Here is a 13828-nt window from a genome sequence, read left to right as displayed (position 1 = left end):
TAATAGCTAGTTCAAATTTTAAAAATTGAGATTCATTCACACTGAAAATAACTCCTCTATCTTAAATTGGAATAGACTCTATTTTTTTTATTTTATTGTAAAAAAAAAGGGAAGCACTTAGCTTCCCTTTTTCAATTAGATTCCACTTATAAAACTACCGTAGGGATCTTTAAATTGAATCCCTTCAGTAAATCGGTATTTACTTAGTTGTTTATATTCTACCAGAGCCCAAAGCACAAATTCTTTAACGAAATAACTATCTTCTTTACTAATATTTGGTTGATACTCCCCTAGTAAATCATCCAATGGTGATATAGCATCGAGTAAACTCTTATATTCCTTATCTCGTATATCGTCTAAGATTTCAAAACCATCTTTCTGATTAAAAAACCAAGATATAATATCATCATAAGGGGTTTCTTCAGTTTCCTTTTTCAACTTTTCTATCTTCGGAAAGAATTCTGGAAACAAACTCTTAACTGCTTCACCAATTAAATTGTAAGCGACAACCGCTGCTCCTTCTTGTTCGCCTTCATACACCAATTCAACCTTTCCCGTAATTGCAGGAATAATTCCAACAAAATCACTTAATCGCAACATTGTTTGTTCATCACCAGCAAGCAAAGCTCTACGTTCTGCTGTACTTAACAGATTTTCTAAAGCCGTTATACTGAGCCTAGCACTAACTCCGCTTTTTGCATCAATATATTCACTTTCGCGAGCTTCAAACACAATTTGCTCTAGTAAATCTCTGGCTAAATCTGGAACAACAACGGTATCTTTTTGGCCTTCAACTACTTTTGCTTCTTGTTCTGTAATTAAACGTGCTGTTTCAATATCGACTGGATAATGTGTTAAAATCTGACTTCCGATTCTATCTTTTAAAGGTGTAACAATACTTCCTCTGTTGGTGTAATCTTCAGGATTTGCGGTAAACAGAAATTGAACATCTAAGGGCAATCGTAATTTAAAGCCTCTAATTTGAATGTCTCCTTCTTGCAAAATATTAAATAGTGCTACTTGAATTCTTGCTTGTAAATCTGGCAACTCATTAATCACGAAAATACACCTGTTTGCCCTTGGAATCATTCCGTAGTGGATAACGCGATCATCTGCATAACTCAGTTTTAAATTGGCAGCTTTAATTGGATCAACGTCACCAATTAAATCAGCAACAGTCACATCTGGAGTTGCTAATTTTTCAGCAAAACGATCACTTCTATGCAACCAAGCTATTGGTGTATCATCTCCTTTTTCTGAAATCATTTCATTAGCAAAACGAGAAATAGGATTGAGAGGGTCGTCGTTAATTTCTGAACCATCCACAAATGGGATATATTCATCTAATAGATTAAGCATCAAACGTGCTAGACGTGTTTTTGCCTGACCTCGAAGTCCGAGTAAATTGATATTATGCCTCGATAATATTGCACGCTCTAGTTCTGGGATTACAGTGTTTTCATAACCATGTACGCCTTCAAAAGCTGTTTCCTTATTTTTAATTTTCTGAATGAGGTTATCTCTTAATTCGTCTTTTATAGATTTCGACTGATATCCTGCTTTTTTTAAATCGCCTAAAGTATTTATAGTTTCTATTTTCATATTATCCTTTAATTCTTTTTTTTCTGTTTGTTTCATAATCTTCAAAAATCATTTCACCTAATCCTTTTAAGCCAGTGTAAAAAGCTTTTCCTTGATTAGCTCTTGTAAATTCTTGAACAAATTGCATCAAATATTGATCTTGAGCAATCATAAATGTAGTAATAGGAATGTGTAATTTTCTGGCTTGTTGAGCCATTGCATAACACTTGTTTGTGATGTACGGATTCAAACCATTACTATCCTTGTAGTATTGTCCGTCAGGTAATCGTAAACAACTAGGCTTACCATCGGTAATCATAAAAATCTGCTTATTGGTGTTTCGCTTTCTACGAAGTAAATCCATTGCCAATTGCAAACCAGCAACTGTATTGGTGTGATAAGGACCAACCTTTAGATATGGTAAATCCTTAATTTCAATCTGCCACGAATCATTTCCAAAGACAATAATATCTAACGTATCTTTTGGATACCGTGTAGTAATTAATTCTGCCAAAGCCATTGCAACGCGTTTCGCTGGTGTGATTCGATCTTCACCATATAGAATCATACTATGACTAATATCAATCATCAGAACTGTACTCATTTGAGATTTATGTAGCGTCTCTTCAACAACCAAATCATCTTCTGTGATATTAAAATCTCCAATTCCATGGTTTATTTGAGCATTTCGCAAACTTTCGGTAATAGATACTTTATCTAAAGCATCACCAAACTGGTAATTTCTAAAATCACCTGTATGTTCATCTCCAATTCCTGGGCTTTTACTTTTATGGTTTCCTTGTCCACTTCGTTTTATCTTTCCAAAAATATGATCTAAAGCTTGTTGACGAATAGCGCGTTCTGTTTTGGCAGTAATTGCCATTCCTCCTTTCCCATCTGGATCGATTTCTTCTTTAATGTATCCTTTCTTTTTAAGGTCTTCAATAAAATCATCAATGGTATATTCGGCAGTTGTTATCTCATATTCCTTGTCTAATTCGCGAAGCCAAGCAATAGCCTCATCAAAATCTCCTGAAGTATGAGTTATCAGTTCTTTAAAAATCTCAAAGAGTGTTTCAAAAGGTGATTTGTTAGGAGCTTCGTAAGGTTTAAAAACGAATCCTTTCTTAAAATCTGATTTGTGTTTCATAGCAGCATAAAAATACTGCTTTTAAAACTGAAAAATATTAAAGGAATTATAAATAATGTGAGTATTTCAAATTTTCATATCCGACAATTATATCCTAATTAAATATTTTTTAGATATTTGTAAAAAAGTATAAGTGTATGTTTTCTAAAGCTTGTGAATACGGAATAAGAGCATCAATATTTATTGCAAAAAATTCGTATGAAGGCAGACGCGTAAGTCCTAAAGAAATTTCTACAGAGATTGATTCTCCTCAAGCTTTTACATCTAAAATTTTACAAGATTTGGTAAGACATAATGTTATAAAATCTGTTCAAGGCGCTTATGGCGGTTTTGAAATTGATAAAAACGACATTTCTACCATTAAGCTATCTCAAATAGTTGAAGCTATAGATGGTACTAGCGTTTATTCAAGTTGTGGCTTAGGTTTGAAAGAATGCAACGAAGACCATCCTTGTCCTATGCATGATAAATTTAAATCTATACGAAATGATTTAAGAGACATGCTAGAAACCACTAGTTTAGATGAATTGGCAAAAGGCTTAAAAAAAGGAGACGCTTTTTTAAAAATTTAATACGTTTTACTATAACTGAAAATGTTGAAAATAGGCAGTTATTAAATGCTCTAATCGATCTAATGCAATTTTTGATTTTGTTGGATTACTTTGTTCTTTTAATATTGAAATTTCATCTAACATTGGCACCAGAACGACATGTAATTGATCATGCGGCTCCCCTTTCATATTACAATTCTTTATAATAGAACTGGTTTGCTTAGAAAGGTCTTCCCCTAACTTTTTATAATCAGTATTACTATCAGAACTAAAAGCACTTATAATAGCATCCATTTGCTTTACACCTTCATGAGTTTCTTTATTAACAATCCATTTTCCACCGTCATTTAATACCAAATCATCAAGAATTATTACAGATTGAGATTCCGATGTGTTTTTATCATCCTTACAATTGAACAACATGAGTGATAAAATCAATAAAAGGATTAACGAAAATTTAGTTTTCATAATTAAAAATCTTTTTTGTTGGAAATAAATATAATTCTTAAGATTGGAAATATCGTCCATAAACTTAAGGTTAAAAAGGAGACCATTAGACCAAAATTAGTTCCGAAAAATTGCTTAAAAACGGCTCCAGTGTAACCTAATAATGCGGAAATATCCAGCTTTAAAAGAATTAATGTTCTTGATAAATCTATTGGATTGAGCATAGTTCCTATTAATGACAATTTATCTAAAGGATAATCCTCAAACATAATTAACGTCATTAAAAATAAACCATCATAAATGATTGCTAAAAATAACCATAATAGAATTGCATAACCAAAGCCTTTAATCTTATTCTCATTAGACATTGCAATATTAAATGCTAAAGCCGTAAAAATTAAGGTAAGAAATGCTCCTGTAATAAGTAGTAATGAGAAATCCCATATTGCACTACTCTCAAACAAACCATAAAACACAAAAGGAATTCCTAATCCGAGAACTAAACTAATAGAAAGTGATAAAGCCACGCCCAAATACTGTCCGAGAAAAATAGAAGATCGTTTTAAAGGTTGTGCCAAGAGGAGTTCTGTGAATTCTTTTGAATTATAATAATACATGACGCCAAAAATGGTTCCTATTAAGGGGACAAGAACAATAATTACATTCATTAGGGTAATCACTGCTTTTGATAAGTCATTATTTAAGAATAATAACACAACACCTAGCAATAAATAGAATACGAAATAGACGTAACTCCAGCGGCTTCGTATCAAATCAAAAAAACTATATTTTAATATTTTAAGCATGATTATTAGTTAAAATGGACGCAATAGCATGTTCAAAATCAGGCTGATTGGTCTTGGTTTTTAATTCTGATATTGAGCCTCTGAAATAAATTTTACCTTCTAGTAAAAAGACAATCTCATCTGAAACTTCTTCTACAAAACTCATAATATGAGAGGTAATTAAAATGGTCTTACCTTTGGCTTTTTCAGCTTGAATTAAATCTTTTAAACGTATTAATGAAATTGGATCTAAACCTGTGGTTGGTTCATCTAAAATAATAAGCGGACTATCAAACATAAACGTGAGAACGATATTCACTTTTTGCTTTGTTCCTCCGGAAAGTGTTCCTAATTTTTTGTCTAAAAAAGGGTTCAGCTTAAACAGTTCTATTAAGCGTTGGTCTTCATCTGTAGGTTTACGCAAATCCTTAATCATTGTAATTAATTCTTCTACCCGTAAATTACTCGGAAAGTTGGCTATTTGCGGTAAGTAATCAATTTTATGTCGATACTCTGAGGTCTTTTTAATGCTTTCGCCAAGCACAGAAATTTCACCTTTATTTGGAATAACCATTCCTAAAATAGACTTAATTAAGGTTGTTTTTCCCGATCCATTAGGACCAAGTACAGCAAAAATTCCACCATCTTTTATGGTCAAGTCTACACCTTTAAGCACTTCATTCTTGGAAAATTTTTTATGAAGGTTTTCTATGGTTACCATTTTATTCTTTTTGTTTTTGGGTTATTATCCAACAAATTATCTGGTGTAAACACTGGTGATACTTTTTCGGAAAAATCAATAATATCAATAAACATACTTCGAAGTAAAATAATGGTTTCAGGAGTGCGATTAACAATGTATGAAAACAATTTTACAGGTCTAAAAGGTACATCTCCAATTCCATCTTTGTCCAAATCATAGCCAGTGTAATTGCTCCAGTAATTTCTATCAAAACTATTATCATTGATTTTACTATTATACGCTACATCAAAGGAATTGTATAAAAAATTATTTTCAGTAAACGTATTATTATAACAAGCGCCATTTACTTTGACTGCCCAACCATTGGAAACGAAGTCATTGTGTTTGTAGATTATTCTGTTAGAACCTTCAACATTAATTCCAATGGTGTTTTGCTCAAAAACATTACCCATAATTTCGGCATCATTAATCTCTTTTAACAGCATGCCATAGGACGCTGTTCCCCAATTCTCTTTGAAGATATTATTGTACATTTTAATTCTTTTAGAAAACATAACAGCTACTCCTGCTCCATTATCAGAAAATTCATTATCCTGATAGATATCATCATTCGAAAACATAAAGTGCAAACCATAACGCACATTTAAAGCGCTTACATTGTTTTTAATGGTGCAAAAATCTGAAAACTCTAAATAAATACCATCTCTAACATGTTGAACAAAATTATGTTCAATTTCTACATTCCGACTATACCATAATTGAATACCATTACCAGAGTTATACTCTTCAACTGCGTCTCCAATAATCTTATTATGAAATACTTTTCCATCTCTTGATTTTTCAATATAGATACCGAAAAATAATTTTTCTAAGACTAAATTTTGAATGAGAAAATTTTTACTTTTTCTAACACGAATGGCTGCATAATCTTCAGTATAACTAGAGCCTACATTTATAATGAATAGTCCGTCTACTGTGACATTATCTGAGATTATTGTCATTATTTCTCCCTTAAATTCACCGTCAATTACAGGATACTTTTTACCAATAATAGTCAAAGGTTTATCAACTAGAATATCATGTTCTTTGTAAACACCTTTTTTAACGACTATAGTATCAAAATCTTTAGCTATACTAATCGCTTCCTTTAATGTTGAAATCGAGCAAGTGCTGCAAACTTCAATAGTTTGTGCATGCATCATTAATGGCATAAAGCACATGATATAAAACGCAATTATTGTCTTTTTCATTCCTATCTTAATAAAAGAAATTTTGAGTTCTCAGTAGCCTCTACCCAATGCACTTTATCTTTTGGAAAATTAAAAATCTGATGCTTAGTTAACTCATATTCTAAATCGTCAATGAAAAAAGAAATCGTACCTTCTAGCACCAATAAACTGGCATCAGTTGGAGAAGTATGCTTTGGAAAAATAGTGTTTTTTTCTAAACTAATATGAAGAATTTCATGAACATTAACATCTAATATTTTTCTAGCATTTAACCCGTCGTAAGTGGTTAAATTAATAGTATCATTAATTGTATAGGCCATGTTATTGATTTAGATGAGATAATAATTCTTCCCAAGTGTATAGTGTTCCTCCTTTTTGAGCTTGCATTTTTTTTGCATCATCTTGATTTTCAAAAGCTGATAAAAAGGCTCCCATTGGACTAGGAATGTTATTACTAATAAGGAAGGTAGCTTTAGTTGCGTCGATTAGGGCTTCCGGTTTCATGTAGTTATTTGATAAATACAGTGCAATTTCGGAAGTATCAAACTCTTCTATGTAATTGATCATACATTCGGTTGCATCAAACTTGTAAACCTTTCCTTTTTGAGTTATAATTTCAGCTGCATGAACTTTATCTACAATAGTCATTTTACAAAAATGGCATCCATCGCTACCATAGTCTATGGGTTTTGGTGATACATTACAGCTAATAAAGAATAATAGCAATGCAATGATCGAATAGTGTTTTAGTGTTTGCATGTTGTTAGTGTTTTAGTGTTTTGAGCTTGGCTACATATTTAAAGCATTTTTATGTTGCTTTTTTCCTATTAAGTAAGCTATAAATCCTCCTGCTATTCCTAGTGCTAAAAATAAAGCGCCTAGTTGTGGATAAGAGTGTGCTCTAAAATTCAAAATATCTCTACTTCCAAACATTGGTGGCTGAAATCCCATTTGCGTACCATCTGGATTGGTGAATTTCATAATAGCCTTAGGATCGAGGTTATGTCCGTAATCGTGTTCCCATAAATAAAAATCATACATACCTGCAGCACTCATAGCAATCATTAAAATAAACCATCCTAAAAACCATTTATAATTCCCTTTGAATGCAATCAAGAGACCAATTACAGTTGTAATTATAATTCCCAAAGGAAATATCTTAAATTCAGGAATAGCATCTGGTATGTATTTCATGCCAACATAATGATTCATCAAATTAATGTTTTTGATGTCGTGCGGATTAGCATCTGAAAAGTCATTGATATGTATGTACATTCCTAAAGGTGTAGGATACTGTGGAGCTTCTAAAGTTATTTTCCAAAGTGGAAATAAAAATAAGCCTAAGGGTAAAATCGCTGCGAGCAGCATTATGATATTTGACTTTTTCATTGTAACCAATTTAATAATTTCAAAAGTGTTTTAAAAAGAAAGGCGAAAGCGAAACACTAGCTCTCGCCTTTCATATAGGAAAATAAACACTAAAACAAAATTCCCCTAATTTGGTTATTCAAAATCTTCTCCTAAAGACCACTTTAATGGTAAATTAGAATCTGAAGCAGATACTCTAACATATCCTTGCATCTCTTGGTGAAGTGCAGAACAGAAATCGGTACAATAAAAAGGCCATACACCAACTTGTTTTGGTTCCCAAACTGATGTTTTAGTTTGTCCTGGCATAATTAACAATTCTGATGTATTTTGGCCTATCATCGCGAAGCCATGAGGAACATCAAAATCTTGTTCTAGGTTGGTAATGTGGAAATATACTTTATCTCCAACCTTTATACCTTCGATATTATCTGGTGAGAAGTGACTTCTAATTAATGTCATATATACATGAACTTCATTGCCTTTTCTAACAACTCTAGTATCATCATCAGATTTAGCCGCATGAGGATGCTTGTTTGCTTCTAAATCATAGATTTTTTGAGAGCGTTCTTTAATGATATCAGCACGCATAGCTGCTGCGTAATGAGGTTCTCCATGTGTTGGAAAGTCCAAAAGTAATTCCATTTTATCACCAGAAATATCATATAATTGAGCACTATGCTCCAACTCTGGTCCTGTTGGTAAATAACGATCTTTTGTTATTTTATTCATGGCGAACATATATTTACCCTGAGGTTTTCCTGAATTTCCTCCTGGAATGGTTAAGTGACCAACAGAGTAAAAGGTTGGTTGTCTATCTAAAACTTCCCATGTACCTAATTTCCATTTTACAACCTCAGATGAAATAAAGAATGTTGTATAACCATTTCCTTTACCATCAAACTCAGTATGTAATGGTCCTAAACCTGCTTGTTCAACAACACCAGCTAGCACGTCTTCAAAATTCAAAATCGGAATTCCATAAGCGTCTCCAGCAAACTTTTTATTCTTAATCGCATCAATCATTTTAGTAAATGAATGGATGGTTAAATTTGCCGATAACTTACCGTTTCCTACAATATATTCTCCAGAAGGATCTACATCACAACCGTGAGGTGACTTAGGTGTTGGTAATAAATATACAGCTCCAGGAACCTCAGATGGATTAACAACACGAACTTCTTTTATCATAGTAGATGTTGCAGTGTGCGTGCCTTCATCATATACATTATGTGCATAATTTGCTGGCATCATTTTACCACCACCATTATTTACGTATTCTTCAATTTTTTTCCAATTTATAGCTGCAATAAAATCTTTATCATTTTGTGAAGCGTTAACCTCTAAAAGTGAACTCGCCTCTTCCGTATTATAGGTAGAGAAAAAGAACCAACCATGAGAAGCTCCGCGACCTGGATGCGCTAAATCGTAATTAAAACCTGGCATTAGCACTTGAAATTTTATATCCATATGGCCATGTTCTGGCTCAACGCTTATAAAAGACAATGCACCTTGAAAATTACCTTTATATTCGTTAATTGGCATATCACGCTGCGGAATAGGTACTGAAAAACGTGTACCTGCAACAACGTACTCTGTGTTTTCGGTCACGAAAGACGAACTGTGATTACCTGCACTGTTCGGCACTTCTATGATTTCAGTAGTTTCAAATGTTTTTAAGTCAATTTTTGCAATTCTAGGTGTGTTATTTTCATTGATAAAAATAAAACGACCATCAATTTCTCCATTAGTTTGAGATATATCTGGATGGTGTGAATCTCCCCAAGGAATAAACCCGTGAGACGTATTTAGCATAGGTTTCGTTTCTTCAGAATACCCATATCCTGACGTTGGAAATTGTGAGAATACTGGTATTTCTTTAAACATTCGACCAGATGGCAATCCATAAACCGTTAAGTTACCACTATAACCACCAGAAATGAATGCATAATGCGAATCGTGTTCTCCAGGAGCAACGTAAACTTTTTCCGCTACATTACCTGCCAATGCACCAGATTTTCCATCTTTTGATTTTGTGTTATTACAACTGGTGAAAGCTGCAAACACAAATACAAGGGCAAGAGTTAATTTTAATAAATTCTTCATGTTTTCTTATAAATTTAATTAGTGTTTTAATCTTCTGTTGGAGGTAAAAGAACTTTGTCTATGACATGCACAATACCATTACCAGCTTTTACACTTCCTAGTATTTTTGCTCCTCCAATCATAGGTTCTCCATCAATAACTTCTACTTTTACATACTGGTTATTTGCTTGACCTAGTTTTTTGAATTTCTTTAAAAAGTCTTTGGAATAATTTCCAGGTGTCACATGATACTTCAATATGTTTGCTAAAGCATCTTTATTTTCAGGTTTTAACAAGTTTTCAACAGTGCCTTCTGGCAATGCTGCAAAAGCTTCATTGGTAGGTGCAAACACCATTAGTGGTCCTGCATTAACTAATGCGTTTTCTAATTGTGCTGCCTGTACTGCTGCCACTAAAGTTGTATGATCTTTAGAACCAATAGCAATACTCAAAACCGTCGTGCTTCCATCATCTTCAATAAAAGCTTGACCTGTTCTTTCAGTAGTTTGCGTTTCGGTATTTGCTTCCGTAGTTGTCGATGTCGTGTCTTTGTTAGTGTCTTTGCAAGAGCAGAAAAAAGCTGCCATTGCACAGATTAAAATGATTGTTTTGGTTGTTTTCATAATTTGAATTTATAGTGTTCTGAAATATTCTAATACTGATCTTGCCTCTTTCTCGGTAAGATTTTGATTTGCCATTGGAGATCCATTAAATTCCATTAATAATTCTTTAGCTAACGGATCGTTTTTAACCATTCCCTCTGGATCCAGAATCATGTTCATTACCCATTCTGGTGATCTACGTTCAAAAATTCCAGTTGGAGGTGGACCAATAAATTTCTTGTTAGGTCTATGACAAGCTGTACACATTTTCTTAAAAATCTCTTCACCTTCAGTTGCCATTTCTTGATTAATTTCAGCATCAAAGCTCACTGATGTAATTGGTCCAACACCTTTATTACTCAAGTCAACCCTTTTCGACGGAGGAATTGCATCAGATTTGGGAGTTTCAACTTTTACAGGAGCTTCTTTTCTACCATAAGAAATAGGCTCTTTCTTTTTTTCTTCTTTTCCTCCACAACTTAGAAGTAGTGTTACAAAAAATACTGTGATTAGTTTTAGTGTTGTCTTCATGTGTTTATTTATTTTATTCAACAAAATTACTGACATAAAAGAGCAATAAATATGATAATTATCATATTTCGGATAATTTTATCTTATTTAAAATCAGGCTCTTTTTATTATTATTTTTTGTTAAATGTTTTCAAAGATTTACATAGAAAACTTTATCCAAAAATCTTTTGATTATCTTTATGCAACTTTAAAAAACGCTAATTAATTACACATGAAAAAAGCACTGCTCTTTCTGATGCTTATGGCATCATTTTCTATTTTCGGACAAGATATTTCGATGGATTTACTCAAAAACATGCAACCTAGAAATATAGGTCCTGGAGGAATGTCTGGTCGCGTTACCTCTATTGATGTTGTTCATAGTAATACAGATGTCATGTATGTTGGAACAGCTTCTGGTGGTCTTTGGAAATCGACTTCTGGTGGAATCACATGGGAACCAATTTTCGAAAATGAAGCAACTGGTTCTATTGGTGCTGTGGCTGTTCAACAATCCAATCCGAGTGTCATTTGGGCCGGAACTGGTGAAGGAAATCCACGAAATAGTTTAAATGGAGGTTATGGGATTTACAAGTCGTTAGATGCGGGAAAATCTTGGGAATTAATGGGACTTGAAAAAACACGACATATCCATCGTGTGATTATCGATCCTACAAATCCAGATATTGTATATGTTGCAGCCATTGGTTCTCCTTGGGGAATTCATCCAGAGCGTGGCGTTTACAAAACAACAGACGGTGGAATCTCATGGAGAAAAATATTATTCGCTAACAATAAAACTGGAGCTGCAGATCTCATCATGGATCCAACAAATCCAAATAAACTCATTGCAGCCCTTTGGGAACACAAGCGTGATCCTTGGTTTTTCAAATCTGGTGGTGAAGGTTCTGGATTACATATCACTCACGATGGTGGAAATACCTGGAAAAAAGTAACTGAAAAAGAAGGATTTCCAAAAGGTGATTTAGGACGTATTGGTGTTGCAATTGCAGCAAATAAACCAAACATAGTTTACGCGCTTGTTGAAGCAAAAAAGAATGCTCTATACAAAAGTGAAGATGGTGGCTTTAATTGGAAAAAAGTAAATGACAATAGTGGTTCTGGTGGCATTGGAAACCGTCCATTTTATTATTCTGAAATATATGTAGATCCTCAAAATGAAAATAGAGTCTACTCCATTTATACTTACGTAAATGTTTCTGAAGATGGTGGTAAAAGTTTTAAACAACTAATGCCTGCCTATGGCGTAAGTAATGGTGTTCATCCAGATCATCATGCGTGGTGGATTCACCCAAATAATGGAGATTTTATGATAGATGGTAACGATGGTGGTATGAATATCACAAAAGATGGTGGAAAATCTTGGCGTTTTATAGGAAATTTACCTGTCGCACAATTTTATCATATCAATGTAGATAACGACATTCCCTATAATGTTTATGGTGGCATGCAAGACAATGGCTCTTGGAAAGGACCTGCTTATGTATGGCGTGTGCAAGGCATCAGAAACAGTTACTGGCAAGAAATTAGTTTTGGCGACGGATTTGATGTCGTTCCAGATAAAGAAGATTCCCGTTTCGGATGGTCTATGAGTCAACAAGGATACGTAAGTCGCTATGATGCCGAAACAGGAAATAATTATACAGTGAGACCTACACATCCTGATCCGGAAGTTGAATTACGTTTCAATTGGAATTCCGCTATTAATATTGATCCTTTTGATAATAACACCTTATACTTCGGAAGTCAGTTCGTCCATAAATCGACAGATAAAGGACAAACTTGGACTGTCATATCTGAAGATCTTACCACCAATGATCCTGAAAAGTTGAAACAAAATGAAAGTGGTGGATTGACCATGGATGCTACTGGAGCAGAAAACCACTGCTCCATCTTAGTTATCGAACCGTCTCCAGTAGAACGTAATATGTTTTGGGTTGGAACTGATGATGGTCGAGTGCATTACACACAAAATGGTGGACAAAGCTATACTGAGGTTACTAAAAATATTAAAGGATTACCTGCTGGTAGTTGGATTCCTCAAATAAAAGCATCCAATAAACGAAAAGGTGAAGCCTTATTAATAGCAAATGATTATCGACGTTTTAATTATACACCATATGCATATAGAACTACCAATTACGGAAAAACTTGGGAGCGCATTGTAGACGAGAATGATGTTGAAAGTTATACGCTTTCTATAGTTGAAGACCCAATTGAAAAGAACTTATTATTTTTAGGAACAGATGATGGTCTTTACCTTTCTACTGATGCTGGATCAAATTGGACAAAATGGACCCAAGGATTCCCAACAGTCTCTGTTAAAGATTTGGTGATTCATCCGAGAGATCATGATTTAATTATAGGAACTTTTGGCCGTGCGGCTTGGGTTTTAGATGACATTCGACCACTAAGAGCATTAGCCAAAAACACATCCATATTAAACCAGAAACTAGAACTTTTTGAACCTGCAGATGCTTACATAGCCGCTTATCAACAACCAACTGGAAGTCGATTTGGAGCAGATGCCATGTATCATGGTGAAAATAAAGGCTTTGGCGCTCAGTTTGCCTACTACGTTCAAATTGAAGAATCATTAAAAGAGAAAGATACTGAGAAAGACGAAGACGAGGAGACCTCAGACATCGAGAACAATGAAACTAAAGAAACGGAAGTAACTTGGGATTCGTTAACTATGAAATTATACGATGGAGAACGTTTAATTAGGACATTAAAACAGAAAGCTCCAGACTCTACAGGAATCTACAAATGGTCATGGTATATGAATGAAGCTGG

Annotated in this window: 14 protein-coding genes; 2 read left to right on the top strand and 12 right to left on the bottom strand. The window is 33.9% G+C overall.

The window, feature by feature from the left end:
* Nucleotides 1-135 precede the first annotated feature (135 nt).
* Entirely contained in the window at nt 136-1602 is a 1467-nt protein-coding gene (locus AB8B90_RS13225; protein ID WP_405337743.1) for a magnesium chelatase, read from the bottom strand.
* Nucleotide 1603: 1 nt separating this feature from the next.
* Nucleotides 1604-2731, bottom strand: coding sequence for a vWA domain-containing protein (locus AB8B90_RS13220; RefSeq protein ID WP_405337740.1), 1128 nt, complete (start codon nt 2729-2731; stop codon nt 1604-1606).
* A 137-nt stretch (nt 2732-2868) separates the two neighbouring features.
* Between AB8B90_RS13220 and AB8B90_RS13215 the strand changes: the two genes are divergently transcribed.
* Nucleotides 2869-3303 carry an RrF2 family transcriptional regulator gene (locus AB8B90_RS13215; RefSeq protein WP_405337737.1) on the top strand — a complete coding sequence of 145 codons (435 nt, stop codon included), beginning with the start codon at nt 2869-2871 and terminating at the stop codon, nt 3301-3303.
* A 9-nt stretch (nt 3304-3312) separates the two neighbouring features.
* Here AB8B90_RS13215 and AB8B90_RS13210 read toward each other — a convergent pair whose 3' ends face one another.
* The 10 genes from AB8B90_RS13210 to AB8B90_RS13165 all read right to left on the bottom strand — a co-directional run bounded on the left by AB8B90_RS13210 (nt 3313) and on the right by AB8B90_RS13165 (nt 11032).
* Nucleotides 3313-3750, bottom strand: coding sequence for a hypothetical protein (locus tag AB8B90_RS13210; protein WP_405337734.1), 438 nt, complete (start codon nt 3748-3750; stop codon nt 3313-3315).
* 2 nt (nt 3751-3752) lie between these two features.
* Nucleotides 3753-4535: an ABC transporter permease gene (locus AB8B90_RS13205; protein ID WP_405337731.1), complete on the bottom strand. Its 783-nt coding sequence runs from the start codon at nt 4533-4535 to the stop codon at nt 3753-3755.
* The gene (locus AB8B90_RS13200) at nt 4528-5235 is read right to left on the bottom strand and encodes an ABC transporter ATP-binding protein (RefSeq protein WP_405337728.1); all 708 of its coding nucleotides are present in this window, start codon (nt 5233-5235) and stop codon (nt 4528-4530) included. The genes AB8B90_RS13205 and AB8B90_RS13200 overlap by 8 nt, the downstream gene beginning before the upstream one ends.
* Nucleotides 5229-6467, bottom strand: a complete 1239-nt coding sequence (locus AB8B90_RS13195) for a nitrous oxide reductase family maturation protein NosD (protein ID WP_405337725.1) — start codon at nt 6465-6467, stop codon at nt 5229-5231. The genes AB8B90_RS13200 and AB8B90_RS13195 overlap by 7 nt, the downstream gene beginning before the upstream one ends.
* A gap of 2 nt (nt 6468-6469) precedes the next feature.
* The gene (locus tag AB8B90_RS13190; protein WP_405337722.1) at nt 6470-6766 is read right to left on the bottom strand and encodes a cupin domain-containing protein; all 297 of its coding nucleotides are present in this window, start codon (nt 6764-6766) and stop codon (nt 6470-6472) included.
* 1 nt (nt 6767) lies between these two features.
* Nucleotides 6768-7205, bottom strand: coding sequence for a nitrous oxide reductase accessory protein NosL (locus AB8B90_RS13185; RefSeq protein ID WP_405337719.1), 438 nt, complete (start codon nt 7203-7205; stop codon nt 6768-6770).
* 30 nt (nt 7206-7235) lie between these two features.
* Nucleotides 7236-7835: a hypothetical protein gene (locus AB8B90_RS13180; RefSeq protein ID WP_405337716.1), complete on the bottom strand. Its 600-nt coding sequence runs from the start codon at nt 7833-7835 to the stop codon at nt 7236-7238.
* 114 nt (nt 7836-7949) lie between these two features.
* Nucleotides 7950-9920 carry a Sec-dependent nitrous-oxide reductase gene (gene nosZ, locus AB8B90_RS13175; protein ID WP_405337713.1) on the bottom strand — a complete coding sequence of 657 codons (1971 nt, stop codon included), beginning with the start codon at nt 9918-9920 and terminating at the stop codon, nt 7950-7952.
* Between the two features lie 26 nt (nt 9921-9946).
* Nucleotides 9947-10522, bottom strand: a complete 576-nt coding sequence (locus tag AB8B90_RS13170) for a fasciclin domain-containing protein (protein ID WP_405337710.1) — start codon at nt 10520-10522, stop codon at nt 9947-9949.
* 9 nt (nt 10523-10531) lie between these two features.
* On the bottom strand, nt 10532-11032 hold the full coding sequence (locus AB8B90_RS13165; protein WP_405337707.1) for a c-type cytochrome: 501 nt from the start codon (nt 11030-11032) through the stop codon (nt 10532-10534).
* A 211-nt stretch (nt 11033-11243) separates the two neighbouring features.
* Here AB8B90_RS13165 and AB8B90_RS13160 point away from each other — a divergent pair.
* Nucleotides 11244-13828 (top strand): WD40/YVTN/BNR-like repeat-containing protein (locus AB8B90_RS13160; RefSeq protein WP_405337704.1); only part of this gene is annotated, 2585 nt, incomplete at its 3' end.

This window comes from Psychroserpens sp. (assembly GCF_045105015.1).
GTDB lineage: Bacteria > Bacteroidota > Bacteroidia > Flavobacteriales > Flavobacteriaceae > Psychroserpens.
This window is presented reverse-complemented; position numbering and strand designations above follow the sequence as displayed.